The sequence below is a fragment of the Paraburkholderia sp. IMGN_8 genome, assembly GCF_038050405.1.
In the GTDB taxonomy this organism is placed as follows: Bacteria; Pseudomonadota; Gammaproteobacteria; order Burkholderiales; family Burkholderiaceae; genus Paraburkholderia.
On sequence record NZ_CP150901.1, the window covers coordinates 1,364,490 to 1,390,638 of the forward strand.

The 26,149-nt window shown below is 57.4% G+C and carries 20 protein-coding genes and 1 pseudogene; 9 read left to right on the forward strand and 12 right to left on the reverse strand.

All coding sequences use genetic code 11. The features are described from left to right. Positions 1 to 366: 366 nt before the first annotated feature. Together WN982_RS27415 and WN982_RS27420 are read left to right on the forward strand one after the other, a co-directional pair. Positions 367 to 1,563, forward strand: coding sequence for a PLP-dependent aminotransferase family protein (locus tag WN982_RS27415; protein ID WP_341318732.1), 1,197 nt, complete (start codon positions 367 to 369; stop codon positions 1,561 to 1,563). Between the two features lie 40 nt (positions 1,564 to 1,603). Continuing rightward, the gene (locus tag WN982_RS27420) at positions 1,604 to 2,077 is read left to right on the forward strand and encodes a dihydrodipicolinate synthase family protein (protein ID WP_341319437.1); all 474 of its coding nucleotides are present in this window, start codon (positions 1,604 to 1,606) and stop codon (positions 2,075 to 2,077) included. Between the two features lie 596 nt (positions 2,078 to 2,673). Here the strand turns inward: WN982_RS27420 and WN982_RS27425 are convergent. Both WN982_RS27425 and WN982_RS27430 read right to left on the reverse strand, forming a co-directional pair. Further along, positions 2,674 to 3,540, reverse strand: a complete 867-nt coding sequence (locus WN982_RS27425) for an NADPH-dependent oxidoreductase (protein ID WP_341318733.1) — start codon at positions 3,538 to 3,540, stop codon at positions 2,674 to 2,676. 533 nt (positions 3,541 to 4,073) lie between these two features. Then, on the reverse strand, positions 4,074 to 4,952 hold the full coding sequence (locus WN982_RS27430; RefSeq protein WP_341318734.1) for a LysR family transcriptional regulator: 879 nt from the start codon (positions 4,950 to 4,952) through the stop codon (positions 4,074 to 4,076). 168 nt (positions 4,953 to 5,120) lie between these two features. On the opposite strand from WN982_RS27430, the gene WN982_RS27435 reads away from it, so the two are divergent. Both WN982_RS27435 and WN982_RS27440 read left to right on the forward strand, forming a co-directional pair. Continuing rightward, positions 5,121 to 6,683 carry an MFS transporter gene (locus WN982_RS27435; protein ID WP_341319438.1) on the forward strand — a complete coding sequence of 521 codons (1,563 nt, stop codon included), beginning with the start codon at positions 5,121 to 5,123 and terminating at the stop codon, positions 6,681 to 6,683. Between the two features lie 199 nt (positions 6,684 to 6,882). Next, positions 6,883 to 7,367, forward strand: a pseudogene (locus WN982_RS27440) (heme-binding protein). A 298-nt stretch (positions 7,368 to 7,665) separates the two neighbouring features. Here WN982_RS27440 and WN982_RS27445 read toward each other — a convergent pair. After that, on the reverse strand, positions 7,666 to 8,577 hold the full coding sequence (locus tag WN982_RS27445) for a LysR substrate-binding domain-containing protein (protein ID WP_341318735.1): 912 nt from the start codon (positions 8,575 to 8,577) through the stop codon (positions 7,666 to 7,668). Positions 8,578 to 8,778: 201 nt separating this feature from the next. Here WN982_RS27445 and WN982_RS27450 point away from each other — a divergent pair, with 201 nt between their 5' ends. The 5 genes from WN982_RS27450 to WN982_RS27470 all read left to right on the forward strand — a co-directional run bounded on the left by WN982_RS27450 (position 8,779) and on the right by WN982_RS27470 (position 14,620). Further along, on the forward strand, positions 8,779 to 9,897 hold the full coding sequence (locus tag WN982_RS27450) for an enolase C-terminal domain-like protein (protein WP_341318736.1): 1,119 nt from the start codon (positions 8,779 to 8,781) through the stop codon (positions 9,895 to 9,897). Positions 9,898 to 10,547: 650 nt separating this feature from the next. Next, positions 10,548 to 10,784 carry a DUF485 domain-containing protein gene (locus tag WN982_RS27455; RefSeq protein ID WP_341318737.1) on the forward strand — a complete coding sequence of 79 codons (237 nt, stop codon included), beginning with the start codon at positions 10,548 to 10,550 and terminating at the stop codon, positions 10,782 to 10,784. A 2-nt stretch (positions 10,785 to 10,786) separates the two neighbouring features. After that, the gene (locus tag WN982_RS27460; protein WP_341318738.1) at positions 10,787 to 12,385 is read left to right on the forward strand and encodes a cation acetate symporter; all 1,599 of its coding nucleotides are present in this window, start codon (positions 10,787 to 10,789) and stop codon (positions 12,383 to 12,385) included. A gap of 16 nt (positions 12,386 to 12,401) precedes the next feature. Then, a complete protein-coding gene (locus WN982_RS27465) occupies positions 12,402 to 13,223 on the forward strand; it encodes an aldolase/citrate lyase family protein (RefSeq protein WP_341318739.1) in 822 nt (273 codons plus the stop codon). A gap of 440 nt (positions 13,224 to 13,663) precedes the next feature. Next, on the forward strand, positions 13,664 to 14,620 hold the full coding sequence (locus WN982_RS27470; protein ID WP_341318740.1) for a LysR substrate-binding domain-containing protein: 957 nt from the start codon (positions 13,664 to 13,666) through the stop codon (positions 14,618 to 14,620). A 356-nt stretch (positions 14,621 to 14,976) separates the two neighbouring features. Here the strand turns inward: WN982_RS27470 and WN982_RS27475 are convergent, their stop codons facing one another. The 9 genes from WN982_RS27475 to WN982_RS27515 form a co-directional block, all read right to left on the reverse strand. After that, positions 14,977 to 17,151 carry a malate synthase G gene (locus WN982_RS27475; RefSeq protein ID WP_341318741.1) on the reverse strand — a complete coding sequence of 725 codons (2,175 nt, stop codon included), beginning with the start codon at positions 17,149 to 17,151 and terminating at the stop codon, positions 14,977 to 14,979. Between the two features lie 89 nt (positions 17,152 to 17,240). After that, positions 17,241 to 17,645 (reverse strand): heme-binding protein, encoded by a 405-nt coding sequence (locus WN982_RS27480; protein ID WP_341318742.1) that lies wholly within the window; start codon positions 17,643 to 17,645, stop codon positions 17,241 to 17,243. 167 nt (positions 17,646 to 17,812) lie between these two features. After that, positions 17,813 to 18,892: a histidinol-phosphate transaminase gene (hisC, locus tag WN982_RS27485; RefSeq protein WP_341318743.1), complete on the reverse strand. Its 1,080-nt coding sequence runs from the start codon at positions 18,890 to 18,892 to the stop codon at positions 17,813 to 17,815. 72 nt (positions 18,893 to 18,964) lie between these two features. Next, positions 18,965 to 20,047 carry a 3-phosphoserine/phosphohydroxythreonine transaminase gene (gene serC, locus WN982_RS27490; protein WP_341318744.1) on the reverse strand — a complete coding sequence of 361 codons (1,083 nt, stop codon included), beginning with the start codon at positions 20,045 to 20,047 and terminating at the stop codon, positions 18,965 to 18,967. Between the two features lie 67 nt (positions 20,048 to 20,114). Next, positions 20,115 to 20,795, reverse strand: a complete 681-nt coding sequence (locus WN982_RS27495; RefSeq protein ID WP_341318745.1) for a 2-dehydro-3-deoxy-6-phosphogalactonate aldolase — start codon at positions 20,793 to 20,795, stop codon at positions 20,115 to 20,117. Between the two features lie 218 nt (positions 20,796 to 21,013). Next, positions 21,014 to 22,015 carry a cytochrome d ubiquinol oxidase subunit II gene (gene cydB, locus WN982_RS27500; protein WP_341318746.1) on the reverse strand — a complete coding sequence of 334 codons (1,002 nt, stop codon included), beginning with the start codon at positions 22,013 to 22,015 and terminating at the stop codon, positions 21,014 to 21,016. A gap of 21 nt (positions 22,016 to 22,036) precedes the next feature. Next, positions 22,037 to 23,458: a cytochrome ubiquinol oxidase subunit I gene (locus tag WN982_RS27505; protein WP_341318747.1), complete on the reverse strand. Its 1,422-nt coding sequence runs from the start codon at positions 23,456 to 23,458 to the stop codon at positions 22,037 to 22,039. A 302-nt stretch (positions 23,459 to 23,760) separates the two neighbouring features. Further along, positions 23,761 to 24,981 (reverse strand): MFS transporter, encoded by a 1,221-nt coding sequence (locus WN982_RS27510; RefSeq protein ID WP_341318748.1) that lies wholly within the window; start codon positions 24,979 to 24,981, stop codon positions 23,761 to 23,763. A 123-nt stretch (positions 24,982 to 25,104) separates the two neighbouring features. After that, positions 25,105 to 25,854 carry a DeoR/GlpR family DNA-binding transcription regulator gene (locus tag WN982_RS27515; RefSeq protein WP_341318749.1) on the reverse strand — a complete coding sequence of 250 codons (750 nt, stop codon included), beginning with the start codon at positions 25,852 to 25,854 and terminating at the stop codon, positions 25,105 to 25,107. Between the last annotated feature and the right edge of the window lie 295 nt (positions 25,855 to 26,149).

Here is a 26,149-nt window from a genome sequence, read left to right on the forward strand (position 1 = left end):
CATCCGACGGCGCGGTATCAAGCTGCTGCGCGACGGCGTGCCGGAGGCAAAGCCCAGGAAACGTGTGTCGTTCCGAAAGAATCCGAACAGGGCGGGACGTCCGATGTGCCTGTGGAGCGCGTGTAAGACGCGCCGGCATCGCAAGATGACCGTCGTGCAGTGTGCAACGAAGCAGGAAGTTGAGAGCTGCGAAGCTGGAAGCACCGGCCTTTAGGCCGGTGAGATGTCACAGGGTTCTGCTGTTGCGAAATGTCTGTCATCTGCTCCTGTCGGTGTGAGGTCGTTTTCCCTATGCTGGCGTCGTACCAGAAGAATCGACCCAGCGAGTGGTAAGTCTGTGTCCGGCTAACGATAGGGGGAGAAGTTTTGTCGGCTGATTCATTCGAGTTCTCGAGTTCTGCGTCGCGCGTGGCGACGTCGCCTATCCGAGAGCTTTTTGGTCTGCTTGATTGCCCTGACATTGTCTCCCTCGCTAGTGGATTGCCGTCGAAAGAAGCTCTTGATATCGACGGGCTGAGCAAAGCGACAAGCATGGCAGTCAAGCAATCCGCGGCTGTTGCATTCCGGTACGGAGCAACAGCCGGCTATGACCCGCTCAGAGAGCTTCTTGTTCAACGGGAGAGGGATAAAGGCATTCCCGCGGAGAGGGGGCGACTGCTTGTCACGTCAGGCTCGCAGCAAGCGATTGACTTGGTTTGCCGGATCCTCGTCAACCCGGGTGAAAACGTAGTCGTTGAGGCACCAACCCGCTTGGGGGCATTGCTAACGCTCCGGTTTCAAGGTGCGAAATTGAGAGCGGTGGTGACGGACGAGGAAGGCATTGACGTCGACGAACTGAGGCGTACAGCCGAACTTCACCGTCCAAAGTTGCTTTACCTGATTCCTAGTTTTTCGAATCCGACTGGACGAATCACCTCCCTCAAGCGACGGAAGGAAATCCTCTGGCTTGCGAAAGAGTTCAGGTTTTATGTCGTTGAAGACGACCCGCACAGTGAACTCTACTTTAATGAGCCGCCGCCGCCTTCGCTTTACGCGCTTGCTGATGATGAGGAGCGCGACTGGGTGATTCATATCTCAAGTCTTTCGAAGATATTGGCACCAGGCTTGCGCGTGGCCTGGCTGGCCGCACCGCAACGGTTAATGGGGCACCTAACTACCGCAAAGCAGCTATGTGATACCCACACTTCTATGTTGTCACAATTGGTGGTGTTTCATTATCTCAATGGAGGCTCACTTGAGCCAGCATTGAGCCGTGCGCGACGCTTCTATGTTGCTCAATCTGCCGTAATGAGTAAAGCAATCAGGACCGAGCTGAAAGGAAGTGCCTTCAAGTTTGCTCGACCAGAAGGTGGACTTTTTTTCTGGGGACGGCTTGAGGGGCTTGACACAACTAAGGTCTTGGAAGATGCGATCCGGTCTGGCGTCGCCTTTATGCCCGGGGCCGCGTTCTATACAACAGATTCAGTCAACGACTGCCTTCGCTTGTCGTTTGCGAGCGCCACTGCAGAGCAGATTGTTACGGGTGTAAAGCATCTGGCGAAGGTTATTGACCGTTGGAGTTGATAAGTGTCTGACCATTGGAGGATTGGCATAAGTGAACTTTATGATTAATCTCTGCGGTCCAATGGTGGCCTTACTAACGCCGTTTAAGATTGACAATACAGTTGATTTCAAAGCGTTTGATCAGCTGATCGATTTCCATGCTTGGTCGGGGACGACAGCGGTTGTTGTGGCATCTGCAATTGGCGAGGCACAGACCCTGTCAATTGAGGAACACAGTGCCTTGTATCGCGCGGCTGTCCAACGTGCGGATGGGCGCATCGCGACAATTGCCGGAATTGAGTGCCAGTCCACAAGAACTGCTTGTCAATTTGCATGCGAAGCTGCAATCGCAAATGACTTTCTATCAGCGGAGCCCAATCCAATACCGGCGAAGTTCCTTGTAGGTGAGATGGGGTTGATGAGATCAAACGTGCGGCCACCGCTCGCTACTTCTTCTGAACTTGCAAGTAGGTTTGCTACAAGTTCAGGTGCGCACCGCTGGACCGGATCTGTTTCCTACGAGGAAGTAGGCTGAAACAGATACCTCGAGCTACACACGCGAAACAAGAAATCAGGCGGGGCATCCTGACAAATTGCGATTCTTGGAGACTCGGCTCAGCGCTCTTTCATAAAGCGCCTAATTGAGCGCCTGCCGCTGAACCATCGAAGGGAGAAAGAGTTCATGGCGGCGCCGAGTAGCGCACCAGAGCGAGTGCCAGAACCAATGTCGATACGATAAGATAAGAATCCACCTGTAGTGGACTACAGGCGTCGTATTTTGAGAATAGAGCGCGGATCTCTTCGTCGGATGGGAAGCGCTTACGGGGGTGACACGATCCAGCCGATTCAACCAGCGCGGTCTCGATGAGTGATGTAGGTGAGCTCTGTCCGTGTTGGGTAACGGTCGAATCAGGCGGATGCAGAGCATTGCCTCCCCCGAGAAGGGGGGGCAAGAACCGAAGCAAAATGCTAGGCTAAGGTCGGCCGCAGCGTTTTCGTGGCGCAGTCGCCCGGCTTTTACTCAGCGCAAGCGATCGAACTACGCGCCCCGATTCATTGATGACGCCGATCAAGGAATCCAGGGCTGCTCGTCCTGCTAACCTTGACCGTTCGTTTCCTGATTTTTGCAATCTACTTCAGTCCGAAACCGAGCGTCCGTAACGCGCTCATAAGCCGATCACGCCCCGATAGCGCCTCGGGACCACGCACGCGGCGGGAGGCTTGCGTAGTCCAATCCAGTTCAGCCATGCGTTGCAGACGCTGGAACGCGTTCATGGTGGCGTCGTAGTCCGTCAGCGCTTCACTGGATTCCTGTTGATAGCGCTCGAGATGCATGATCACGCGCTGAGGCAGGCGCGGCTTGACGTCGGTCTTGACTGCGGGATCTGGATAGCCGATGGTCAGTCCGAACACCGCGAACGCTTCAGGTGGCAACCCCAGCTCCTTTGCGACGTCTTCCGGCTTGTTGCGCATGCCGCCGATATAGCAGCAGCCCAAGCCTAGCGATTCGAGCGCCACTACCGCATTTTGCGCGGCGAACGCCGCATCGGCCACCGCAACGAGGAAAGCTTCGAAGTAGTCGAGGCCAGGAGTATTCGCCCCCGCAACATCGGAGACGCGGCGCAAGCGCGACAGGTCCGCAATAAACACCAGGAGCAAGGGCGCCGCCGCTACATGCTTCTGGTTGCCCGCGTAAACAGCAAGGCGCTTCTTGCGGTCAGCGTCGCGCACTGCCACCACGCTCCACGCCTGCAGGTTCGACGAACTGGACGCGGACTGCGCCGCAGCCATGACCGTCTGAAGAAGATCGGCTGGCAGTGGCTGGGTCGAATAGGCTCGCACCGACCGGTGACTTAGGAGGGTTTCGATCACATCGTTAACGCGCGTGTCCGGCGCATTGGGCGTTGGCAACCACGACGTTCCGTAGCGGTTGCGCATTAGCGCATGCAACGTTGGAGCATCCGTTGCCTCAACGCTTTCAGTATTAAGCTCACTCATGTTCAGCTCTTTCTCGTCAAAGTTCGTGGGTGGGAACAATCACCGCCGGCGACGATAGCACCATCGCGCAAGGCCAGCAATCGCAGTGCTCCGACTATGCGCCAAAGAATCACGCGTTTCTTTTCCTGCTAATGGACCAGGCTCGCGGCTGGCTGAACGCGCATTTGCGGCAACCCCTCTAATTGCCATTGGCGCTCGTTAGCACAGAGGAGAAAAGTGATATCACGGCAAGAAGCTAGTTGTTTAACGCGTCGGAAGTGCGATTAGCCAATCGCTCGCTTTTGCGTCAACCGGGACGGGTGGCCGATACCGGTTGCGTTTCCCCGTGCGACCGCGGCGACTCCTGTTACTCCGCCCGCAGCATGAGCGCAGCCGGCTATCTTTGGTCGTACATTGAGGTCGCTGGGAGGCAACTGAATGTCCGCTTGCCCTGAAATCTATTGATTAGTCGCGCCTGATGTAGCAACCGGACTCGGCTGCACAGAGACCTTCGGAGCTCTGTTGTAAAGCATCAAGCTGCATTTTATGGGTATTCAACCGCGCAGAACGTCGACATATTTGAGGAACTCGCGTACGGCGTGAGCGCGCTCATGACGACGGAATGCGAGAGCCACCTCGGAGACAATTGGCTTGCCCACAAGTGGGCGATAGATGACACCAGGAAGTGTGACGCAATCACACAAAGTACGGGGTACAACGGCAATCATATCTCCAAGCGAGACACACGCGAGAACGGCAGCTAGTGGGCCCGGCCTCGGGCCCAGCTTGGGTCTGAAGCGGCCACGGCGAGCCACCTCCAAGGTACCGAAATCCTGCTCTGGAAGGGCGAAGCACGCTTCGCGCAACTGGGGAGGCGCGATCGCTGGGTGGCCGGCAAGTAGTGAATCCTCCGGAATGGCGAGGACGAACTCGTCTCGGTACAGGCCTACTGCGTGGATTCCTTCGGGATAGTTCATCGGCGGTCGTACGTATGCGACGTCGAGTTCACCATCGGCGAGCATGGATGGGACCTGGTCCATAGGTGCCTCGATTAGCACGACATCAACCTTTGGTCGATATTGCCGGAAACCCTTAATGGCCGTTTGCATGATGCCTGCGAAGGCTGCGGATGCGACGTATCCGATCTGGATTCGACCTAGTTCGCCGCGTTCGGCGAGCTCAGCCAGTTCCCGCCCGCGTTCGAGAGATGCGAGTGCTGCGGTTGCCTCCGGCAGGTAGGCTTCGCCCGCTGCAGTCAGTGAGACAGAGCGCTTGGTTCGATGGAAAAGCCGGACCTGCAGGAGCCTTTCTGCTTCCTGGATCTGTTTGGTGAGAGAAGGTGGGGCAATGCCTAGTTCGTCAGCGGCCCGCGCAAAGTGCAGGTGCCTGGCAACCGCGATGAAACATCGGATGTGGCGTAGTTCAAGTTTCACAGTATTAGCGATTTGATGAATATTATTGAATAATTTTGATATCGACTGGAAATGGAGGAAACGCTAACATTTTCACTAATCAATTAATGCAATGGTAATGAGATGACTCGATTGAATCAAGGAGAACGGGAGCCCGGAAGTATTGATGGGCTCGCCGTCGTCTCCTGTGTGCTCCCGCAGGCAACACCAGTAGAAGGCACAGGCACATCGTCCTGGTTTCTCCTCGCGACGGCTTCCGCTACCTGTGGACTGATCACGCTGGACACAAACGTGGTTGCAGTGTCACTACCTTCGATCGCACGATCGTTCCATGCGGGTTTCGCTGATGTGGAGTGGGTGGTCAGTGCATACATGGTCGCGTTTGCTTCATGCCTGCTTCCGATGGGGGGGCTGGCAGACCGTTACGGACGAAAAAAAATGATGATCGGAGGGCTGGTCCTATTTGCCCTGGCCTCCCTTGGATGTGGGCTCGCTCCGTCGGCGTCGTTTCTTAACATGGCGAGAGCCATAAAGGGGGTGGGTGCCTCGATGTTACTTACTGCGGCATTGGCAGTCATCGCTAACGCGTTTCCCGGAACAAAGGAGCGAGCCCGGGCCTGGGCCGTCTGGGGAATGACGATGGGGATCTCGACGACGGTGGCACCATTGGTCGGTGGTGTGATTACACAGTGGATTGGCTGGCGGTGGATTTTTTTGCTCAATCTTCCGGTCTGCGCAGTGTTGGTCGTGTGTGCCCTCCGATCGATTGTGGAGTCGCGAAATCCGAATGCCGGTCGCATTGATCTTGCAGGTAGTGCGCTCTTTGGCTTTGGCTTGGCGCTAGGGATATGGGCGCTCATCGGTACGCAGGACGATGGCTGGGACAGCGTGCGGACCGGGCTTCGATTTGCAGCGTGCGTGATGTTGCTCGCCACTTTTGTACAGGTCGAACGGAAACGAGTGCATGCCGTGGTCGATCTATCCCTGTTTTCTCAGCCCAGATTTGTGGCAGCCGTTCTGGGCATGTTCGGATATGCGGCATGTGCACAGGTAATGATGACGTTTCTTCCGCTGTATCTTCAGAACGCGTTCGGCTGGGCAGCAGTGAGTGCTGGCGTGGGCATGCTTCCCTTTGCACTGGCGATGATCGTGGGTCCCTGTATCGGGAAGCGCCTCGCGGCGCGTTTGTCGATTGCTTCCGTCCTGTCGATCGGCCTTACTCTGGTTGGCGTAGGCAATCTGCTGACGGCGGTGGTTGCTGGAGGCAGGCAGTATTGGTTAGTTGCGGTCGGTATGATCGTGACTGGAGTGGGTGCCGGAATACTTAACGGCGATACGCAAAGGGCAATTATGGCGTGCGTACCGTCCCACCGTACGGGCATGGCGTCCGGTATCAGCACGACAACTCGGTTTACCGCAATCGTAACCTCGGTTGGTGTACTGGGGGCAGTACTTTCCTGGCGGACGCAAACTTTGCTTGATCAGAGTATGGCGGGCGAAGGAGCAGTCAGAGCCAACCTTGGTGGAACGTTCATATCTGATCTTCTGGCTGGTGATACGGCGCATGCGATTTCCCAACTGGCGCCTGCGGTTCGGGTGGCGGTCGAAAGCAGTGCATCCGCCAGTTTTGCGGGCGGATTTGCCGCCACGTTAATGGTTGCAGCTGCTTTGGCGCTGGTAGTTGCGTGCGTTGTCTGGATGCTGGCCGGTCGTCCAGACAAACAGCTGTCCCGCGCAGTGGTGCGATCGTAGAGCAAATTTTCCTTGAGATGATCCTCTGTTCAAGGGGTTATTCAAGAATGTGTGAATTAATCTGGGCGTAGGTGTTAATGACACGTGGCGGCGCGCTGCACGAAAATTGGAGCTAGTCGTCTCCCGGTGCGCCAAGCGTTCACACGGAGGTGTTCTGGAGCGCGATGTTACTTGCGGCCATAGAGAAGGGAGTTGAGTAATGGATCTGGCAAGTCGTTATGCGAGGATTGGTGTAGTTGTCGCTTTATCGCAGTCGCTCTCCGCGGGGGCGGCGGCACCGCTCCCTTCCGGTCCCCAACTGGACCTTGCAGCCGCTCGCAATGTGGTGACTGTTGCCGAGCAGTATGCTGCATCAAAAGGATCGCCGTGCGCAGTTGCGGTCGTCGACGAAGCAGGATGGCCGATCCTCGTCGAGCGAATGGATGGGGTGTCGGCTACTGTTGCGCCAGAACTAGCGTCGGGAAAGGCTCGCACCGCTTGCTGTTCAAACGCCCGACGTCGGACCTTGAACAGGCTGTCAATACAGTGCGTGCTGCGGCGATCACAGCAGGATTCAACATGATGCAGGGAGGGCGGCCTCTTATCGCGAACGGGCATGTTATCGGAGCTGTTGGCATCAGTGCAGACTCGCCTGCACACGATGATGAAATTGCCCGAGCCGCTCAGGATGCATTGGGCCAGTAGTCCGCTGGGCCGATTCGCTTTCGAAACGAGCCGCCAGAGAGCGCTTCTGGAGTGAGATGGCGCTGGCGATGATGGATCAGGTGCTTATTGTGACGTCGGAACTGAGTTCCTGGAGAACGGCGTCGCCTCTACCTGACACCGGGACATGTTGACCCGACCGCGAATCTGCACGACCAGTACATCTGTTTTCGCGGGACCACAGTGGAAGAAATATGGCCGGTTGACGCCCGTGGACTTAGTCGATAATAAGGAGAACTCTGAACAACCGGTCGAAAGCGCCGAGCTACCTTTTTAAGTTTTACTCACCGCTCACCGCAGATCGCGTCGTACGTAGTTCCGACTTCAGCCATGTGATGAACAACTCAATGTAGCTGAATTGCGGAGAGGCGGCAGACCAGGTTGCGTAGTAAGCGTGCTGCCCTTTGGCGGCGATCTCGAAGAGCCTGACAAGCAGGCCACACTCCAGCCATGACTGCGCCATCAGTTCCCGCGCCAGTGCGACCCCCTGTCCACTTAGTGCGGCCTCGACCATCAGTCCTACGTCTACGAACTGTGGGCCAACGATCGGTTCAGGCAGGTCAAGTCCCGCAGATTTGAACCATGGGCGCCACGGCTCGATCGGGCACCTCAACAGATTCGCTCGCGCGAGATCAGCCGGTGTATCAAATGGACCGTGCCGATCCAGGTAAGCGGGACTGCACGCGGGGAAAACGGGTTCGTTCACCAGTTCAGCTACCTCTAGACCCGGATAGTTCCCGCTCCCGAATCGGATTTCCAGGTCGGCGTCGTCCGCCGTCAATCCAACAAAGGGTACTGACAGCTGCAACACGACCTCAACGTCCGGTTGCCGCTGCTGGAAAAACTGGAGCCGTGGAACGATGATCTGCCGGGCAAACGTAGGTGGCGAAGAAATACGGAGTTGAACCTGGTCGTTTCCAGAGGCGCTTCGCGTAGGGTAGCGGCTCAGCGATTCCAGGGCCTCCCGGACCACATCCAGATACTCAAGACCTGCCGAGGTCAAAGTGAGCTCGTTGAGTGAGCGCTTGAACAGGCTCACTCCCAGGCTTTCTTCGAGCTGCTTGATCCGATGACTGATTGCGCTGGGCGTAACTGACAGTTCGACCGCCGCGAGCGCGCCGGAGCCAAGACGAGCCACAGCTTCGAAGGCAACGAGGCATTGAAGAGGAGGTAATCGTGAAAAGCGTCTCATATCATTATCCGATCAATGCGGATGGGCGTGCACCGCGGCCGACGAGGCCCACTTTGCCGGAGGTTCATGGTACGGCCGGGTCTCGCCCGATTCAATTATTTTCAACGCTACATCAAAAAAATATCAACGGACCGGGCGTGCATGTCACAACGCTGACGCCTGAGAATAGCCGATTCAATATTCCTAGACAGAGCGTCCGTCATGAAAATCTCTAATTGGAGTGAGACAAACGAAAAGGCAAACGTGCCGGAAGTAGCAAGTGTGCGGATCCGACCGGTGATGGTCCCCCTGGACCCGCCGTTGCGAACCGCCAGCGGCGTGATGGCGTCGGCGCCTTTGGTGCTGGTCGATATTGGAACGGAAGGCGGCTGTGTGGGACACGCATACATCTTTACGTACACACCAACTGTGCTACCCGCGGTTACACGGCTTCTTGAGGATGTCTCACGGTTGCTGATCGGCGAACCACTTGCTCCAAAAGCGATAATGAGGAAGCTCCGTAGTCGCTTTGTGTTGCTCGGAACGCCCGGATTGATGGACATGGCGCTTGCGGCACTCGATATGGCAATGTGGGATGCCCATGCGCGAGCCTCAGGACAATCGCTGGTGCGTCTTCTCGGTGGGGAGCCCAGGCCGATCAAGGCTTATGCGAGCTTTGGCATGGATGGGCTTGAGCGGGCGCTCGACGTCGCGGCAAGCAGCGTTGAGGTGGGCTTTCGTGCGATCAAGATAAAGATCGGCTATCCCACGCTGAAGGAAGACCTTGACGTGATCCGGAACGTTCGGCGAGTCATCGGTCTGGATATCGATCTGATGGTTGATTACAACCAGGCTCTGAGTGTCCCAGAGGCAATTCGCAGAGGTCATGCACTTGACGGCGAGGGGCTCACTTGGATTGAGGAGCCTACGGCGTGTGATGATCTTGATGGACACGCGCAGATCGCTTCAGCCTTGAGGACGCCTCTGCAACTTGGAGAGAATTCGTGGGGGGCGAAGGGCATGATGACAATGATTTCGCGACGCGCTTCTGACCTTGCAATGCCGGACCTGATGAAAATTGGCGGCGTTACAGGGTGGCTCGATGCCGTTTCGATCTGCGAGGCTTGGGGCGTGCCAGTCTCTAACCATTTCTATCAGGAGATGAGTGCACACCTGCTCGCGCTATCACCGGTCGCTCAATATCTTGAGTACTTTGGTCTGGCAGACGCAGTCCTTGCCGCGCCTTCGGTTTCTATCAAGGGATATGTCACGCCATCGGATAACCCGGGTGGAGATGTAGGGTGGAACGAGGACGCGGTGTTCCGCTTTACTCCCGAGTAAACCCGATTGAGACTGATTTTATCCGGAATGAAAATAACTTCAATGTACTAAGAGAATAGTTTTTTATTGGCTTGAAGATAATGGATTCGCCAACCCTGACATTCTTAATCGAGGTGGGGAGCAGACATCCATTGGAGGATCAAGTGAGTAACGAAACTGCGTTCGAACAAAACTATCCTGACGTGTCCTACTCTGCACGTAGCAGAGTTTTGCTGGTGAAGTCTTTTTCGCTCTTGATATTGATGCTTGCATGTGCTTAACGCGATCTCTTGTTCCAACGAGTTACGGAACCCCTACGGACTGGATGTTATTCCCTATGCGAGGTGCTGTGGCCAAAGTCGTGAACCATGGATCCCGCGACAGGGAACCACGGATTTCGAGCGCACCGGTATCCGCGATCGGAAGGTGGCTTGCACGGGGATGAGCGCATCGTCGATTGAGTGCGATTGCGCGGTGATCGATCTACTGCTGAAGCGGAAAAAAATTGACAATCGATGTGCAAAACATTCAATTGCACCGCCGTGTAGGGACCTCCAGAATGTCGTTTCCATCCCGTCCGGTACGGCACCTTGACTATGCAATTGCAGCAACTCGCCTGCGCATAACACGGAAAGTGCCGCGGCACGCAAGAATGACCTAGGAGACGAGTGGTGCGTTCAGTCAAAAAAAATCGGATTTCAGCAGTGTTCGCGGCTGTGATTGTGATTCTCTTTTCAGCATTCATAGGCATGTTTACTTTTGGCCGGGACGTCTTTGCCGAGCCAGTCGTTCCAGGCGTGCCATGGAGTGCCGTCGTCGAGCCATTGCTGATTGTGGTTGCCCTGCTGATAAGCGTGGCGTATTCGTTGGTGATCGGGCGTGTTGAGCGTTCGACTGGAGAGGTATAAGTATGGTCACGACACACACAAACGGAGCCGCGCTGTTCTGTTTCTTTGCCTTCCTGCTCGTCACTGTCGGTATCACCGTTTTCGCTTCGCGCAAGGCACAGTCTGCCAGCGAGTTCTTCAATGCAGGCGGACAGATTGGCGCTGGTCAGAACGCATTTGCCATGGCGGGAGAGTTTCTGAGTGCTGCTGCACTGCTTGGCATGACAGGAGCACTGGCTCTCACAGGTTTTGACGCAATTCTGTACAGCATCTGTGTTGTTGGGAGCTGGCCTCTGATTCTCTTTGGACTGGCGCAGCCGATCAAACGACTGGGAACGTTCACACTGACCGACGTGATTGCATGGCGTCTGTCGAAACAACCGGTCAGAATCGCGGTCGTGCTGGCTAGCATCCCGATCGTGCTGTTCTATCTGATTACCCAGTTGATTGCTGCAGGTGGCCTGGTCAATCTGATTTTTGGGCTTCCGTATTTTCCCGCCGTCGCCTGCGTCGGGGCGATCATGCTTTGTTATGTGCTCTTTGGAGGAATGCGGGCCACAACCTGGGTGCAGATAATCAAGGCGATCCTGTTGCTGGGCGGCGCGATTGTGCTGACAGTGCTTGTACTGTCCCGGTTCCAGTTCAACATATTCACGATGCTCAGAGCCGTCACGGCAGCCTATGGCATCGAAGTCCTCGCACCACGCCCGAGTCACGGCATCGCTCGTTGGGACACCATCTCCCTTGCAATCGCCATGACCGTCGGCGCTCTCGGTATGCCGCAGATCCTCACGCGTTTCCTGACCGTCAGCACGCCGGCCGAAGCCAGACGATCGGCCCTGTATTGCACCGGAATTGTGGGCGTTTTTCACATCATAGTCTTGCTGCTCGGGTTCGGCTGCCTGGCGCTTTTGGGACGTTCGGCAATCGCTGCAGCTGGTGGTGGCGGGAATATGGCTGTGCCGCTGCTGAGCCGCATGCTCGGTGGCAACGCTTTTTTTGGCTATGTCTGTGCGGTGGCGTTTTCCACCACGCTGGCAGTTGTGGCGGGACTAACCTTGTCTGCTGCAACGACGTTCGCACATGATATATGGGCTGGCGTCGTGAAGCAGGGGCGATCGGCCAATGAAGCACGAGTTGCGCGCGTCGCAGCAACTGTTGTGTCCATAGCAGCCGTTTTCCTTGCGCTTGCATTTGAACACCAGAACGTGGCGTTTATGGTGGGACTGAGCTATTCAATCGCGGCGTCGGCGAATTTCCCGGTTCTCGCGCTGGCGCTTTTCTGGCGGCGGTTGACCACAACTGGTGCTGTATGGGGGATTCTCGTAGGCGCAAGCTCTGCTGTTCTTCTGATCATGCTTTCGCCCACCGTGCAAATCGATGTTCTGCACCGGACGCCTGCAGAATTTGCCCGTCTGTGGTGGTGTTTTCCGATGAAGAACCCGGCGCTGTTCTCGATTCCGCTTTCCTTCGCATCGGCCATTGCCGCGTCACTGTTCACGCGGGAACCTGCGGCGTACAGCGGCTTCGAAGATATGCAGCGAGTACTTGGAAATTCACCCGCGCAGCGTTCCCGGTCCGCGACGGAAGAACTGGTCATCTCGTCAACCCAAGCAAACTGACTGAACATAAGAGAATATGCCAAATCAATCGTCACAGCGCATCAATCGTACAAATCTGAAGATTTCCGCGGCCGATGTTGTGTCTGGAATAACGGTGCAACTGGCGTCGCCGGAAGTCATCGAAATGTGTGGGTCATCGGAGTTCGATTTCGTCTGGATCGACGCGGAGCACGGGTCGTTTGACCTCGAACGCGCAGTCGAGATGTTCCGGGCGGCGGATGCACAGGGAATGACCCCTCTGTTTCGTGTGCCAGCACTCGATGCGGCCTCGATTATGCGTGCACTGGATGGTGGCGCCATGGGTGTCATTGTTCCGAATGTTTCGACTGCAATTCAGGCACAGGCAGCTGTGGATTACGCACGATATAAGGTGGGTAGCAATCGCGGGCTCCGTGGAGCCTGCCCCAGTACGCGTGCGGCCCGGTACTTAGCCGATGATTGGGACAGTTTTGCACGCTGGTCCAACGAGAACGTTACGGTGTGGGCGCTAATAGAGACAGTTGAAGGGGTCGCAAATATCGATGAGATCCTCGCCGTTGAAGGACTCGATGCGATTGCGCTCGGGCCGTTCGACCTCTCTCATGAGATAGGATTCAGGGGGCAACCGTTTCACCCGGAAGTCACGGGGATGCTTGAGCGGGTGGTCGAGAAAGCGCGTAGCAGGAATGTGGAGGTGGTCGCCTCTCTTTTTTCGGCAACTCCGTCGGATCTGGCTGCGGAGCGCGATCACTGGCTTGCGAAGGGGGTCCGGCTATTTAGCGTGGGCAGCGACAGGGCTGTGTTCTCGCGCGCCTTGAGAGAGCGAGCCGCAATGCTGAAACCGTCATCAATGCGCTAGCGGCTGTTATCTGAAGCAGTGTGTGGTAGTCCGCCGAACGAAGTCTCGCTCCGAAATCGACTCGGACGACGCGCTAGTGGCGGCGTAGTGTGTTCGATACTCCTTCGCGCATGGCGTTGAGGTCAGCATTGCGCGACGTTGCTTACGGGGGCTACTCCTGTTTCGCGCGCCAGTACGTGGGCCATTCCACGCTTTGTTCAGATTGGACACTGAGATATGACGGCGCCAGTGGACTTCGGGATAGCGATACGGTTGGCAGAATGGCCGCACCAACCTTCGCGGCAAACACTCGCGGTTAGTCCTGGCCGAACCGAACGGCGATCTGGCGTCTGGCGTCTTCGATGATGGCGATGGATGAAGAGGTACTTGGTGTCTGTGCCAATGGACACCAGTACCGTGGGGCGTAATATCGAGGCCAGTGCATAGATTCTGGTCAAGCCATGCGATATTCAATACCTCCCATTCACTGCCTGACGGCATTTGAGACGGTTGCCCGTCTTCGCAGTCTCAGCAAGGCGGCCGACGAGCTGCATGTTTCCGCGAGTGCTGTCGGACATCGACTGCGGCAACTGCAGGAAGGCCTAGGATTCAGGCTTTTCACGGGGGCGCAGGGCGAATACATATTAAGCGCAAAGGGCACCGAGTATATTGAGGTGGTAAAAACGTGCCTTGCCTCACTCAATCATTTTCCATTAGAGACATCACGCTCGAGTGCTCGGCGCACATTGAGAATCGCTTCACCGCCGAGTTTCGCACGACAGTTGCTGGTTGCCCGGCTGCCCGATTTCATCAGGCGACATCTGCGGTTGAACGCTTCGCTTCAACTGTCTGTCCCACTGGTTGGTTTAAAATCGGACGACGCTGATATAGAGATTCGTTTTGGTGATGGCCGCTACGAAGGGCAGGAAGTCATTCCGCTGCTATCCGAACCGGTATTTCCCGTGTGTAGTCCACAGTACCTTGCTCGCCACGGTCCATTTCCGCGCCCAGAGAATCTGGCAAAGGCCACGCTGCTACGAAGCGCGCTCGAGCCCTGGAGACCGTGGCTCGATGTGGCAGGACTGGACTGGTCAGAGCCGGCGGCCGACGTGGATTACTTTGACATGGGGCTCCTGCTCGAGGCATGCGTGAACGGACAGGGGGTTGCGCTCGCGCGTCAGACAATGGCAGCAGGCTATCTGGGAAGCGGAACACTGGTGCGCCTTTTCGACCTGACTGCGTGGCCGACGTACGGTTACTATCTGACAGTGCTGCCAGAAAACATGGAGCGCCCAGAGGTCGCAGACTTCATCTCCTGGCTCAGAGAGGTCGTGGCGGAACCGGAATCGTCCGACGTCGCGCATACCATTGAGCCATCCGGTTCAACCGGCAGGTCGCTTCAGGTCGACAAGGGATAGCGCGCGACGGTCGTGCAGCCGGGCAATCGATCACTCGACAACCGGCTCAAGATTGAAGTGAAGGGCATCGCATCGCCATACCTCGACGCCGTCGCGATAGAAGACTGCCTGTCCGCTCGTAATGTTGCATCGGCCTTGTGGGAACATCGATCCATGACCGTTAACGGCAGCGGCCAGCGCGTTCCGTTCCTTGCATGTTGCGTTGTATTGGCCTTCGCGTACTGCGTCCATTGTCGTATGGCCTTTCAGGGATGCAATCATTTTTTGCCGGCCCGATGGATGTAAAGGGGCGATCGTAGCGAATGGATCCGGTCTTGCGCATCGCACTTTCGCCCCGGTGACGGGTAGCAGCCGATTCAGGCAGTGGCCTTCAGTGCAATGCGGAATTTATGCAGCAGCGGCTCGGTATAGCCGCTCGGCTGTTCGCGCCCCTCGAACACCAGCGCGCAAGCCGCCTTGAACGCCAAAGAGCCCTGAAAATCTGGCGCCATCGGGCGGTAATGCGGATCGCCGGCATTCTGCCCGTCGACGACCTTTGCCATCCGTTCGAACGTCTCTTGCACCAGTTCGCGCGTGACGACGCCGTGATACAGCCAGTTGGCAATGTGCTGGCTGGAAATACGCAGCGTCGCGCGGTCTTCCATCAAGCCGACGTTGTTGATGTCCGGCACCTTCGAGCAACCGACGCCCTGATCGACCCATCGCACCACATAACCGAGAATGCCCTGTGCGTTGTTCTCGACTTCCTGGCGGATTTCGTCGACGTTCCACTTCGCGGCTTCGACAACCGGAATCGTCAGCAGGCCGTCCAGCAGCTCGTCGCGCACGCTGGCGAGATCGATCTTCTCCAGCTCTTTTTGCACGGTCTGCACGTCGACTTGGTGATAGTGCAGTGCGTGCAGTGTCGCAGCGGTCGGCGAGGGCACCCATGCCGTATTGGCGCCAGCCCTGGGATGCGCGATCTTCTGATCGAGCATGGCATGCATCAGATCCGGCATGGCCCACATACCCTTGCCGATCTGCGCGCGGCCACGCAGCCCTGCAGCGAGGCCCACCAGCACGTTGCTGCGCTCGTAGGCACCGATCCACGCGGTCGACTTCATCTCGCCCTTGCGCAGCATCGGACCGGCTTGCATGGAGGTATGCATCTCGTCCCCGGTGCGGTCGAGGAAGCCGGTGTTGATGAACGCGACACGTGCCGACGCTTCGGCAATACATGCGGCTAGGTTGACGCTGGTGCGGCGCTCCTCGTCCATGATGCCCATCTTGATCGTGTTGCGCTGGAGGCCGAGCAGGTCTTCGACACGCGTGAACAGTTCGCTCGCAAACGCGACTTCCGCTGGACCGTGCATTTTCGGCTTCACGATATAGACTGAGCCGGTGCGCGAATTGAGCTTCTGCCGGCGGTCGTGCAACGCACACAGCGTGGTGATCACCGCATCGAGAATGCCTTCGGGAATCTCGTTGCCGTCGCGATCGAGCACCGCGGGGTTGGTCATCAGGTGACCGACGTTGCGGATAAACAGCAGCGATCGACCGTGCAGCTTTACCTTCGAACCATCCGCGCCGGTGTATTCGCGATCGGCGTTCAGACGGCGCGTGAAGGTCTTGCCATTTTTCGTGACCTCTTCGACCAGATCGCCGTTCATCAGGCCGAGCCAGTTGCGATAGAGCTGGACCTTGTCGCCCGCGTCTACCGCGGCGACCGAGTCTTCGCAGTCGATGATGGTGCTCACCGCCGCTTCCATGAGCACGTCCTTGACATACGCCGCATCGGTCTTGCCGATCGGATCGTTCGCGTCGAGCTGGATTTCGAAGTGCAGCCCATTGTGCTTTAACAGCACGGCGGACGGCGCGCTCGCTTCACCTTGATAGGCGATGAAGTGTGCGGGCGTCTTCAGTCCCGCGCTGCCGTTCTTCAACGTCACAACGAGCTTGCCGTCTTCGACGCTATAGTGCGTGGCGTCCGCATGCGAGCCGTTGGCGAGCGGCGCGGCTTCGTCGAGGAACCCACGTGCGCGAGCAATCACGCGCGCGCCACGCACCGGATTGAACGCGGCTTGCCTTTCCGCGCCATCGGTTTCGGGAATTGCGTCGGTGCCATACAGTGCGTCGTACAGGCTGCCCCAGCGCGCGTTGGCGGCGTTGAGCGCATAGCGCTGGTTCGACAGTGGCACAACGAGTTGCGGGCCAGCCTGTTCGGCGATTTCGCGGTCCACGTGGTCGGTCGTGACTTGCACTGTGGCAGGCACCGGTACGATATAGCCGATGCTTTCGAGGAAGCTGCGGTACGCGCGCAGGTCGCGCACCGGACCCGGATTGGCGCGATGCCAGTTGTCGAGTTCGGTTTGCAGGCGGTCGCGCTCGGCCAGCAGCGCGCGGTTCCTGGGCGCCAGCTCGTGCACGAGGGCGTCGAAGCCCGCCCAGAAAGCGGCGCTGTCGATACCGGTGCCGGGCAGGGCTTCCTGTTCGACAAACTGGTCGAGATTCGCGGCTACCTGCAGTCCGCTTCGCTTGGTCATCTGAGTCATGGACTGCTCCATTTGATTTGGCTGAGGCCAGTGTGAGGGCACCGGCCTGTTCCCTTCGTTTTACTTCGCAGGCTGCGATGCTGCATTTTTCAACCGTTGAGCACGGCGGCACCCGCCTTGGCCACTTGCGCGTCCTGATCCGCCTTCACCCCGGAGACGCCGACTGCACCGATCACCTGGCCGTCGACAACGACCGGTACGCCGCCTTCCAGCATGCCGGCAAGCGGCGCGCTCAGGAAAGCGGTGCGGTGGCCGTTGATCATGTCTTCATACCGCTTCGATTCGCGTCGGCCGAGCGCCGAAGTGCGGGCCTTCTCGGTGGCGATGTAGGCGCCGATCGGGGAGCAGCCGTCCAGACGCAGCAGGGTAAGCAGGTGGCCGCCGTCATCGACCACCGCAATCGCGACGGCCCATTTGTTCTTCTCGGCCTCGGCGCGCGCGGCGGCGAGAATCTGCGTCGTTTCGGCAACGATCAGCACGGGTTTCGTCAGCATGATGATTTTCCCTTTCGATTAGAGGTTTGGTCTGCCACAAATGTCAATTTGTATCGGTCAGGTACTCACTCCGCCAGTCTGAACCGGGGCGCGGTACGCATGCGGAGGGGCTGCCAGCTGCGGCCCCGATGTCTTCGCGATATTGCTGGATGTTTTTGGCGGTCGGATCAGGGTTCGTGGTTCCCCAGGATTGACCGCAAGCTACGAAGCAACGCATCGCATTCATCGTCGGTCCCGACCGAGATGCGCAGGTGCTGATTGATTCGCGGTAGATCGAAATGCCGGACCAATATCCCTTGTGACCTCAGCAACGCAACTAGCGTTGTCGCATCGCGCGCGGGGTGACGCGCAAAGACAAAGTTTGCAGTGGAGGGTGTGACCTCGAACCCTTGTGCGCGTAATCCTTGTGCCAGGCGTTCACGGCTTGTGATCACTTTGGCACAGGTCTTGCGGAACCACGCATCGTCGTCGTACGCGGCGGTCGCTGCGACCTGTGCAAGGCGGTCGACTGGGTAAGAGTTAAAGCTGTCCTTTACTCTCGTGAGGGCATCAATGAGTACTTCATTGCCGAGTGCGAAGCCGACGCGCATCCCCGCCAGAGAGCGTGCTTTCGATGTTGTTTGAATTACCAGAAGATTGGGGTGGCTTGGGATCAAGGTCACCGCGGATTCTGCACCGAAGTCAACGTATGCCTCATCAATCACGACCACAAATTCTCGGTTTTCCGTCAGCAACCTGGTGATGTCCGTCAGCCGCAGCGCAAGGCCTGTGGGAGCGTTGGGATTGGGCAGAAGTACGGGACCGCCAGACGGGTCGTAGTCGTCAATGTTGATGGTAAAGTCGCGATCGAGTGGTTTCGCGTCAAACGCGACGCCGTACAATCTCGCATACACCGGATAAAAGCTGTAGGAGATGTCAGGGAAGCGTACAGGCCTGTCGTGCTTCAGGAGTGCCTGGAAGACATGCGCAAGCACCTCATCCGATCCATTTCCAACAAAAACCTGTTCGCTGGATAGTCCGTGGTACCGCGCCACGGTTTGGCGCAGGGCGCGCGACTCCGGATCGGGATATTTGCGCAGTGAATAGCCGTCCTGATCCAGCTCTCGCCGGATTGCATCGACAACGCGCGGTGAGGGTGGATAAGGGTTTTCGTTCGCGTTCAGCTTTACCGGATTCGCGTGCGCAGGCTGTTCGCCCGGTACGTAAGGTGTCAACTGGTGGACGACATCACTCCAGAAATGACTCATTCAATCTCCAGATACGAAACGCCGATGCCTGCCAGCTGGCGGACGCTATCCCCGGTGGCGAGGCTGCCGCTGTCATGCATGCTCATCCTCGAACTCCTTCATGTACTGGACAAGCATTTTGACCCCGTCCAGAGGCAGTGCGTTATAGATAGACGCCCGCATGCCACCGACTAGCCGGTGGCCCTTCAACTGGAGCAACCCGCGAGCTTTTGCTCCGTTGAAAAACGCTTCGTTGCGGGTCTCATCGGCCAGATGGAATGGCACGTTCATCCTTGAGCGGAACGGGCGGGCAATCCTGTTGATATAGAAGCTGCTTGAATCGATGGCGTCGTACAGAAGTTTCGATTTTTCAATATTTTTTGCTTCAATTGCGGTCAACCCGCCCTGCTGTTTGAGCCACTTGAATACCAAGCCGGCAATATAAATTGCATAGGTCGGCGGGGTGTTATACATCGAGTTGTTCGCAGCAATCGTTCTCCATTCAAAAGCGGATGGACAGATTGAAAGCGCTCGATCAAGCAGGTCCTCGCGAACTATGACAACGGTAACGCCGGCGATACCAATGTTCTTTTGCGCACCTGCGTAAAGTACGCCGCACGCAGAAACATCCATGGGGCGCGAGAGGATGTGAGATGAGACGTCCGCCACAACGGGGGCTGTAGGCACATCGGGAATTGTGAAGATCTCGACGCCGTCGATGGTTTCATTGGTACAGAGATGGAGATAGGCTGCATCCGGGGAGAGATCCCACATGTCGACGAGGGGCACATATGTGTAACCATCGTCGCTCTTCGCCTGTGCGACCAGACGTGGAGTGCAGTATTTATGGGCTTCCTCGAAAGATCTGCGAGACCAGGTCCCCGTCACGACGTAGTCAGCACACCCAGCCGCGTGCAGGAGATTCAAAGGGACGATGGCGTTTGAACCAATCCCACCGCCCTGCATGAACAGGATCCGGTGAGACTCGGGAACGTTCAGGAGCTCTCGCAGGTCGGCGAGCGCGGCTTCGTGGATCGACGTGAATTCCGTGCCCCGATGGCTCATTTCCATCACGCTCATACCGCTGTCTTGCCAGTCAAGCATTTCATTCGCTGCTTGACTTAGCACTTCTTCGGGCAGCGTTGCCGGTCCGGCGGAAAAATTGAATGCACGCATAGGAAAAGTACAGGATGTATTCGGACGTGGCGCGCTGGGCGCACGTTGGCGTTAGACCGGGCAATCGTTATCTGGCCATGGTCGCGAGGACATCCTCGAGGCAGGTAATGAACAGGTTGGCGTTCTCGCTGACCTGTTCGGCCTGATATCCCGGTCGATACAGGCTACCGCCAAGCCCGAAGCCACCAGCGCCAGCCTCCATAAACCCCCTGACACTGCTAGGGGTGACCCCACCGACAGGCATGATTCGCATCTGCGATGGAATGACGGTGCGCCAGGCGCGTAGTGTGGAGGGTGACAGTCTATCCGCAGGAAACAGTTTAAGAGCGTCGGCACCGTTGAACAGCGCAGCGAATGCTTCAGTTGGCGTGGCCACTCCGGGTGTGCAGGCAAGGCCCGCCGCTTTGGCGGCACGGATGACAGTCGGATCACTGTGGGGCATAACGATCAGTGTTCCGCCCGAGTCGGCCACGTCGGTGACTTGGCTGGGCAACAGTACCGTGCCTGCTCCCACCATGACCTCGGGAGGCAGCGTATCCCGTAGCGTACGTATGCTCTGGAGAGGGTCCGGGGAGTTAAGGGGGACTTCGATAGCGCGAAAGCCTGCCTGATAGAGTGCTCTCCCTATCGGCGCGGCGTGATCGGGTGTCAGACCGCGCAGAATGGCAATGAGGGGGCAGGTGTACATGGCTGCGGCGAAGCCGGCGTGGGGTAGCAAGGGGATTCGGTCGGGCAGTGTCTTGTTCATCTTTTTTCCATTTTTTCCGTGAGACGTCGTTGTACGTGATGGTATAGGGGCGCTCGAGGAACAGAGTGCTACTGGGGGTGATAGCTCAGGCGCATTAGCCGCCGAGCAGTAGTACATGGAATTCAAGTGCTACTGCTCCGACGCAAACCACGCCTGCACACGAGAGTCCGACGAACCAGAGTCCGCGCGTGAGTGCCGTACGCATTGCAGGGTGTCGGTCAGTGGTAGTGAAGTTCCGCATGGTCAGTCTTGCCGCGGAAGACCCGGTAACCGAGCGTTGTATAGATAAGAATGATTGGCACGATGATTACGGCACCGACCAGCGTGAAGGCCTGGCTCGAATGGGGCGCTGCTGCTTGCCAGATCGTGATACCAGGCAGGATCGCGTATGGCCAGATGGTGGCAAGCAGCCCGATATAGCCCAGCAGGGCGAATCCAAGCGCAAGCAGAAACGGTGTGATGCCGTGGCGCGAGTGGACGGCCTTGTGCATTCCCCAGGTGCAGACAGCAACCAGAACCGGGATAGGGATCAGCCAGTGCAGAACGGGCGAATCGAACCAACGAGTCGAGAACATCGGTGCGAGAAGCGGTGTCCACAGTGTAACCACGATAATCGTGAGCACCTGGAGTGCGGTCAGCGGAAGTACAGCGCGGTAGAGCTTGCGCTGCAGGTCGCCATCGGTTTTCGCGATCAGCCAGCAGCAGCCAAGCAGCGCATAGGTAACGAGCAACGCGAGGCCGGTGAAAAGACTGAAAGGTGTGAACCACTCGAATGCGTGACCGGAGAACTGACCGTTGACAACGGGGATTCCTGACAGCCAGGAGCCAAGAACTACGCCCTGGAAGAACGTAGCACAGGCAGATCCGCCGATGAACGCGAGATCCCAGAGCTGGCGGGTCCGGCGCGCCTTGCCACGGATCTCGAACGCGACGCCGCGGAAAATCAGGCCGATCACCATGAAGAGCAGCGGAACATAGAGCGCGGATAAAACGACCGAGTAGACCATCGGGAACACTGCGTACAGCGAGGCGCCTCCCAGTACCATCCAGGTCTCGTTACCGTCCCATACCGGTGCGACACTGCTCATCATCCGGTTGCGATCCTCGTCGCGAGGAAAGAAGGGAAAGAGGATGCCGACGCCCAGGTCAAAGCCGTCGAGCACGATGTACATCCCGACACCAAAGGCAATGATTGCCGCCCAGCAGATGGTGATATCCATGGCGTAGATCCGGTAGGAAATTTAGTGACGGTCAATAGTGATCTTTGCGGTTTCCCTAACCTGTGTGGCGATAGGGACCGGGCTGTGCTGCAATGAAATGCTGGCTCCGCTTCCGCCGGCCTCGGGTGAGAGGGCGGGGCCGGCGCAGGCAAGCTTGATCATGTAGTAGATACCGGTGCCGAAGACGAGCGAATAGACCACGACGAACGCGAAGAGCGATACACCGACCTGTTGCGCGGTGATGGGCGAGAGCGATTGCGAAGTGCGCATGACGCCATAGACTACCCACGGCTGACGGCCGGCTTCGGTAGTGATCCAGCCCGCGAGCAGACAAATGAACCCCGATGGTCCCATCACCAGCACAAAGCGTTGAAACAACTGTGAGTTGAAGAGTTGGTCACGACGGCGCAGCACAAAGCCGGCGACGGCCATCAGCGCGATGAGCATGCCAAGTCCAGCCATGATGCGGAAAGTCCAGAAGATCAGCGTGGAATTCGGCCGGTCTGCGGGGGGAACGGATTTCATGCCGACGATCGCGCCGTCCCAGCTATGCGTGAGGATCAAGCTTCCGAGGTGGGGAATCGCGACACGGTAGCGGGTTGTCTCCGCGGCCATGTCCGGAATGCCGAAGAGATTAAGCGCCGTGCCGCGTTGCTCGGTATCCCAGAGCCCTTCGATGGCAGCAATCTTGATCGGCTGATAGCGCCGGGTGTTCAGGCCGTGCGCGTCGCCGACAAGAATCTGCAGTGGTGCGAAGGCGAGCAGCAGCCACAGTGCCATCGAGAACATCGTGCGCACGGCGGGGTCGCGTCGTCCGCGCAGCAGGTGCCATGCTCCAGTGGCCGCGACAACCAGAGCGGCGACGATGAAGGCCGCGAGTCCCATGTGGGCCAGCCGGTAGGGGAACGACGGATTGAAGACAATTTTCCACCAGTCGACCGGTACCACGCGGTTGTTGACGATGGCGAATCCCTGCGGCGTTTGCATCCAGCTATTCGACGCCAGGATCCAGAACATGGAAATGATCGTCCCGATCGCGACGAGCGCAGTTGCCCCAAAGTGGGCGACGCGGCCGACGCGATTCCAGCCGAACAGCATGATGCCCAGGAATCCCGCCTCAAGAAAGAACGCTGTCATGACCTCGTAATCGAGCAGTGGCCCGGTAACGCCACCGGCGAAGCTCGAGAACCCGGACCAGTTGGTACCGAATTCGTAGCTCATCACGATCCCGGACACAACGCCCATGCCGAATGCGACAGCAAATATCTTCGACCAATACAGACACAGGTCCTTGTAGACCTGACGCCCCGTCTTGAGCCACAGGCCCTCGAGAATGGCAATGAAGCTCGAAAGCCCGATGCTGAGGGCGGGGAAGATGATGTGAAACGAAACGGTAAAGGCGAACTGGATTCGCGCAAGTGAAAGAACATCGGTGCTGACCATGATTTGATGCCCGATTTGCCTGTACGACCCCGGGGGACCGTCCAAGGCAAGAGTAGAGAGGAGCGCCGAGCGGAATCAATTTTTGTTGATCGCCCGTTTGAAAATATTCTCAACCTCATCTGGCTCATTGCAAAGCAGCACTTGAGTGCAAAAAAAGCACAGCAGCCCCTTGATAGATGTGGCATTTCGTCTCATGTGCGTCGCTGCGAGAGCGCCCTGGGCGGGTACGACCTGTGACCGAACGCCCGTGCTATCGCGCATATTTCCGCAACGGGCGCGTTTCATCGATCGCTGCGCTCGGGTTATCGACCAGTTACGGCGGACGGTCGTTCAGTGCGAAACACCCACAGTGCGAACAGGGCGAGTAGAAGTTCGGCTGCAGCGAAGGTACCCAACGCTCGAGTAAAGCTGTATTGGACGATCTCGCCAAAGATGAGGCTGCCGGCACCGAAGCCGACAAAGAGTGAAAACACGTTCAGCCCCATAGCCAGTCCGGGACGTTTGCCACCGAGGGACGTCACGATGCCGGCGAAGAGCGGTTGTGTGGTGTCGTAACCAAGGGAGAGCACAATCGCAGCAAGCGGTATAAAAAGAAGCGGCAGGTGCAATAGCAAAGCGGCGGCAGCCATGGCGCTGAGGCACAGCCCAACTGGAATGAGAATGGCACGCCCCCACCTGTCTGCTGCACGACCGATAACGGGGCCGAGCAGAAAGCCGGGAATACCGTAACCGAGCAGCGCGAGTCCGATACCTGTCGGTCCGAGGTGATACTGTCGTTCGATGAACACACCGAGCCAGGTAAATACCCCTGAATGAAACATCGAGTTGAGGAAGACGTAGGCATAGGTGCGCTGTGCGCGGATGGTAGTGAGCAAGGTGAGATATCCGGATACCACCTCACCGAGCGTGCCGTTGACAGGCGACGCTGCTCTCGTGATGTGTGTTCCGTAACGCTGGAGCAATGCCAGGGTGATTGCTCCAGCTACACCGACAAAGATAAAGAGTCCCCGCCAGCCGACAATGGGTAGCAGCATCGCGCCGAGCGGCGAACCTACTGCCATACCCCCGGCCATGGCGCCGAACAACCAGCCAAGAGGTCGGCCCCGCTGTTCGTAGGGAAACAGCCGGCCTACGAGCACGAGTGCGAGTGGGACGACACCGCTCGCGCCCAGCCCGGTTAGTATCCGCCACGCGGTAATTTGCTCAATAGACTTGGCTGTCGCAGTCCCTATCGTTAGGACCGTGAATGCGGTCAATGATGCAGAAATGACGCGGCTAACGCCAAAGCGATCAGCCAGAGGGCCATAGACTAGCGTCGCTATGCCATATGGAATGAGATACGCAGGTACGATCAGGGCGACGGTTTGAACTGACGTACTAAAAGTCTGGGACAGGGCGGGTATGATCGGCGCAACCATATACGCCTGAAAGAAGATGAGGAAAGTCACAGCCGCGAGCATTCGAAGCAGGCGCTCCCGGTCGCCATGACCGGTCTGCGGTGGGGGTTGATTGCCGCTTGTCATATCAGTTTTACAATGATGAGTTGGATCTGCTGTTGGAAAATGTCCAAGATACGGAATGGCCGGATGCTGGCCATTCGACGTTGAGACAACGTGAATGCAGGAGGCACGTTGCTCTTCGCTGCGTTACCGTTCGTGACGAAGGTCAACAGCGCCACTGTCAGTGATGATTGAGGCGAAATCATGGAATCTGGCGAACCATATCGGATCGACCTTTCCACATTTACCAGCGTTGACAACGAGATGAGATTTAAAGGAACTCGTTATTGCGATCCGTTTGACCGCAGCATCCAGAAAGTGGTTACAGAACGCGCCACGGACTTCGTCAAAGCCGCTTGCTGATATGAACGCGGTGTTGATTCTGAGGTTTCGAAGCACGGCGATACTTTCGTCGGAGAAGAACGTGGCCGAGTTATGCGCGTAATGTCCCCCGAGCAGGACTATCCGTACGTTTGGTTTCTGGCGCAACGCATTCGCGACGTCGATTGAATGGCACACGACCGTAAGGCTGATTTCGCCGGAAATTTGACGGGCCAGCATTGCCAGGGGCTCACCGCTGTCAATGAAGACCGTCTCACCGTCCGTGAGGTGCTTAACTACGGAGCGGAGTGTCTCGGATACGGTGGTTTGCTTCAGGCTGGTCGTTGACGTGGCATTAAAGGTCAGAGGGCCACGGAAGACATGGCCGCCAAGGCACACAAGCCGGCCTGTACTGGCCGCGATGTCTCGGCGCACGGTCATCTCCGACACGCCAAGTATCTTGGCGGCCTCTCGCAGACGTACAGGGCGCCTGTAGCACAGCGCTTCGAAGAGATGATCAACTCGTTCTTTTCCCGTCATCATCTGGTCCTGGTTATGGAAAAGGGACTTGCGCATGATCGGAGACGAGTCAGACCGAGTGAGCAGAAAGGACGGCAAAAAGGCCGTTGTGCAACGAGTCAAGCCGGCTCATACGTGGGGGCTCGCCCGCCTCCTGGCCGTGATTGCGTCTCTGTAAATCATCCATATGTCGTGCGTGAGGGCTTCACCTGGCGCAACTGTTTCGAATCCGGGAATGTCTTCGCAAAGTCCGAGAAGACAATCGCAGAAGGTTTCGAAATCTGCATTTGCTCCTGCCTGCTGAGCGATAATTTTGGCCAGATTGCGTTTCTGTTCGGAGGAGAGAGTTGAC

Excerpts from the sequence above, each read along its gene's own strand:
- hisC (WP_341318743.1), bottom strand. The coding sequence starts at position 18,892 with ATGAGTCATTTCTGGAGTGATGTCGTCCACCAGTTGACACCTTACGTA.
- WN982_RS27460 (WP_341318738.1), top strand. The coding sequence starts at position 10,787 with ATGGTCACGACACACACAAACGGAGCCGCGCTGTTCTGTTTCTTTGCC.
- WN982_RS27480 (WP_341318742.1), bottom strand. The coding sequence starts at position 17,645 with ATGCTGACGAAACCCGTGCTGATCGTTGCCGAAACGACGCAGATTCTC.
- WN982_RS27445 (WP_341318735.1), bottom strand. The coding sequence starts at position 8,577 with ATGAGACGCTTTTCACGATTACCTCCTCTTCAATGCCTCGTTGCCTTC.
- WN982_RS27450 (WP_341318736.1), top strand. The coding sequence starts at position 8,779 with ATGAAAATCTCTAATTGGAGTGAGACAAACGAAAAGGCAAACGTGCCG.
- WN982_RS27475 (WP_341318741.1), bottom strand. The coding sequence starts at position 17,151 with ATGACTCAGATGACCAAGCGAAGCGGACTGCAGGTAGCCGCGAATCTC.
- cydB (WP_341318746.1), bottom strand. The coding sequence starts at position 22,015 with ATGGATATCACCATCTGCTGGGCGGCAATCATTGCCTTTGGTGTCGGG.
- serC (WP_341318744.1), bottom strand. The coding sequence starts at position 20,047 with ATGCGTGCATTCAATTTTTCCGCCGGACCGGCAACGCTGCCCGAAGAA.
- WN982_RS27420 (WP_341319437.1), top strand. The coding sequence starts at position 1,604 with ATGATTAATCTCTGCGGTCCAATGGTGGCCTTACTAACGCCGTTTAAG.
- WN982_RS27470 (WP_341318740.1), top strand. The coding sequence starts at position 13,664 with ATGCGATATTCAATACCTCCCATTCACTGCCTGACGGCATTTGAGACG.
- WN982_RS27510 (WP_341318748.1), bottom strand. The coding sequence starts at position 24,981 with ATGACAAGCGGCAATCAACCCCCACCGCAGACCGGTCATGGCGACCGG.
- WN982_RS27515 (WP_341318749.1), bottom strand. The coding sequence starts at position 25,854 with ATGCGCAAGTCCCTTTTCCATAACCAGGACCAGATGATGACGGGAAAA.
- WN982_RS27465 (WP_341318739.1), top strand. The coding sequence starts at position 12,402 with ATGCCAAATCAATCGTCACAGCGCATCAATCGTACAAATCTGAAGATT.
- WN982_RS27425 (WP_341318733.1), bottom strand. The coding sequence starts at position 3,540 with ATGAGTGAGCTTAATACTGAAAGCGTTGAGGCAACGGATGCTCCAACG.
- WN982_RS27495 (WP_341318745.1), bottom strand. The coding sequence starts at position 20,795 with ATGAACAAGACACTGCCCGACCGAATCCCCTTGCTACCCCACGCCGGC.
- WN982_RS27505 (WP_341318747.1), bottom strand. The coding sequence starts at position 23,458 with ATGGTCAGCACCGATGTTCTTTCACTTGCGCGAATCCAGTTCGCCTTT.